The 2,775-nt window shown below is 65.5% G+C and carries 3 protein-coding genes; all 3 read right to left on the reverse strand.

All coding sequences use genetic code 11. From position 1 onward, the window contains the following. Positions 1-899: phosphomethylpyrimidine synthase ThiC (locus tag WA702_RS20600; RefSeq protein WP_425112392.1), on the reverse strand; the 899-nt coding region annotated here is incomplete at its 3' end. 258 nt (positions 900-1,157) lie between these two features. Further along, complete coding sequence (locus WA702_RS20605) at positions 1,158-1,766, reverse strand: thiamine phosphate synthase (protein WP_425112393.1); 609 nt, start codon at positions 1,764-1,766, stop codon at positions 1,158-1,160. Continuing rightward, complete coding sequence (locus tag WA702_RS20610) at positions 1,753-2,535, reverse strand: thiazole synthase (protein WP_425112394.1); 783 nt, start codon at positions 2,533-2,535, stop codon at positions 1,753-1,755. The genes WA702_RS20605 and WA702_RS20610 overlap by 14 nt, the downstream gene beginning before the upstream one ends. Positions 2,536-2,775 lie beyond the last annotated feature (240 nt).

Genomic DNA, 2,775 nt, shown 5'->3' on the forward strand with positions numbered 1-2,775 from the left:
GTGTCCTTGTAGAGCTCCCAGGTCAGCTTGACGGGATCGCCTTCGCACTTCTCCAGCGCCTGATAAATGGGAACGGTGCCGATCGGGATCGGCGCGATGCGCAGGATCCATTCGCGGGTGGTGTGGATGTTGCGGCCGGTCGAAAGGTCCATCACGGTATCGGCGCCCCAGCGGATCGCCCATACCATCTTGTCGACTTCCTCCTCGACCGAGGAGGTCACCGCCGAGTTGCCGATATTGGCGTTGATCTTGGTCAGGAAGTTGCGGCCGATGATCATCGGCTCCAGCTCAGCATGGTTGATGTTGCAGGGGATGATGGCGCGGCCGCGCGCGATCTCGCTGCGGACGAATTCCGGCGTGATGAAGGCGGGGACCTCCGCGCCAAAGCTCTCGCCGTCGGCAAGCGCTGCCTCAGCGCGTTCGAGCTGCTGCTTGCGGCCGAGATTCTCGCGCTCGGCGACGTAGATCATCTCCTTGGTGATGATGCCGGCGCGGGCAAATTCGAGCTGGGTCACCTTGTGGCCGTCGAGACCGCGCAGCGGCTGGTGATGCGCCGTGAAGGCCTTCGCGGCATGCGAGGCGCCGACATTGCCGTTGTCTTCCGGCTTGATGATGCGACCGTCATATGGCTCGACGCCGCCGCGCTCCAGCACCCAGGCCTGGCGGTTGCGTGCGAGACCGGCGTTGACGTCGATGGTCACGGCTGGATCGGTGTAGGGGCCGGAGGTGTCGTACACGGGAAGATTCGGCTCGCCGGCGCCTTCGGAGAGAATGATCTCGCGCAGGGGCACGCGGATATCAGGCGCGCTGTCCGGCGTCGCGTAGATCTTGCGCGAGGAGGCGAGGGCGCCGGTGGTGACGGCGGGAAGCGTGGTGTCGGGATTGGAGCGGATGTTCATGGGATCCTCCTGATGATGTCTTGGCCTCAGGCGCGTGCGGCGAGGAGCGGTATTTGGTGTTGGAGATGTGAGGCGCGAATACTGTTCAGGCTCCCTCCCCCCTTGTGGGGGAGGGTTGGGGAGAGGGGTAAGCCACGGGCACCGATCGTGAGGGACCCCCCTCCCTAGCCCTCCCCCACAAGGGGGGAGGGAACGACCTCATTCTGGGCGATGTCAGTGCCCCATTACTGCCAGACCCGTTCGCAAGAACAGCGCGCATCACGCCACCTCCTTGGTCGCATCGAGCCAAGCACGCACACGCGCATCCGGATCGGCATTCTGGGTGACGTCGCTGACGACCGCGATCGAGTCGGCGCCGGCCGCGAAGATCTCCGCGGCCTGCTCCAGCTTGATGCCGCCGATCGCGACCAGCGGAATGTCGCCGACGCGCTGCTTCCACTCGGTGATCTTGGGGATGCCCTGCGGTGCGAAGCGCATCGACTTCAGCGTGGTCGGGAAGATCGGGCCTAACGCGACATACCCGGGCTTCGCCGCGAGCGCGGCCTCCAACTCAACGTCATCATGGGTGGAGATGCCGAGCGTCAGCCTGGCCTCGCGGATCGCGGCGAGGTCGGCCTCGATCAGATCCTCCTGGCCGAGGTGCAGATGCTCGGCGCCGGCGACGATGGCCGCGCGCCAGTAGTCGTTGACGATCAGCTTCGTCGCCGTGCCCTTGGTGATGGCGAGCGCGTCGGTGACGATCTGCAGCGCCTCGCCATCGTTGAGGTCCTTGGCCCGCAGCTGCACGGTGCCGACGCCGAGCTTGGTCAGGCGCTCGACCCAGGCGAGGCTGTCGACGACCGGATAGAAACGATCAGGATACGGCATGCCAGAACGGTGTCCCAACGACAGGGGTGGAGGGGGAGGCGAAATCTCGGGCGTCCATCAGCCCGGCTTCGTAAGCGGTACGGCCGGCATCAACGCCGAGCCTGAAGGCGCGCGCCATCGCAACGGGATCGGCGGCCTTGGCCACCGCGGTGTTGAGCAGCACCGCGTCATAGCCGAGCTCGAAAGCTTCCGCCGCATGCGAGGGCGCGCCCAGGCCGGCATCGACCACCAGCGTGATATCGGGCAGGCGGTCGCGCATCAGCTTGAGCGCATCGCGGTTGATGATGCCCTTGGCGCTGCCGATCGGCGCCGCCCATGGCATCACCACCTTGCAGCCGGCATCGACCAGCCGTGTCGCCACCGACAGATCCTCGGTGCAATAGGGGAAGACCTCGAAGCCGTCCTTGATCAGGATGGTGGCGGCTTCGACCAGACCGACGACATCAGGCTGCAGCGTGTCGTTGTCGGCGATCACCTCGAGCTTGATCCAGCTCGTGCCGAACAATTCTCGCGCCAGCTTGGCCGTGGTGACGGCCTCGCGCACGCTGCGGCAGCCGGCGGTGTTCGGCAGCACGGTGACGCCGAGCTCGCGGATCAGCTTCCAGAACGCATCGCCGGTCTTGCCGCCGGCGGATTCCCGCCGCAGCGACACCGTGACGATTTGCGATCCCGAGGCCCGGATCGCGTCCTGCATGATGGCGGGCGAGGGGTACAGCGCGGTGCCGATCAGCAGGCGTGAGGTGAAGGTCTTTCCGTAGAAGGTCAGCATGCATGTGCTCCGTCATTCCGGACGGTCCGCGTCATGCGGACCGATCCGGAATCTCGAAGTGAGTGGAAAGAATATGCGGATCGAGATTCCGGGTTCGATGCTGCGCATCGCCCCGGAATGACGATCTCACTGTCGTCCCGGCGGACGCCGGGACCCATACCGCGTGATGTCGCTGTCGGGCACAATGGCTGATGTCGCGTTTCAGGACGACGGCCTGTGGTTATGGGTCCCGGCGTTCGC

This window comes from Bradyrhizobium sp. (assembly GCF_049798375.1).
Lineage (GTDB): Bacteria > Pseudomonadota > Alphaproteobacteria > Rhizobiales > Xanthobacteraceae > Bradyrhizobium.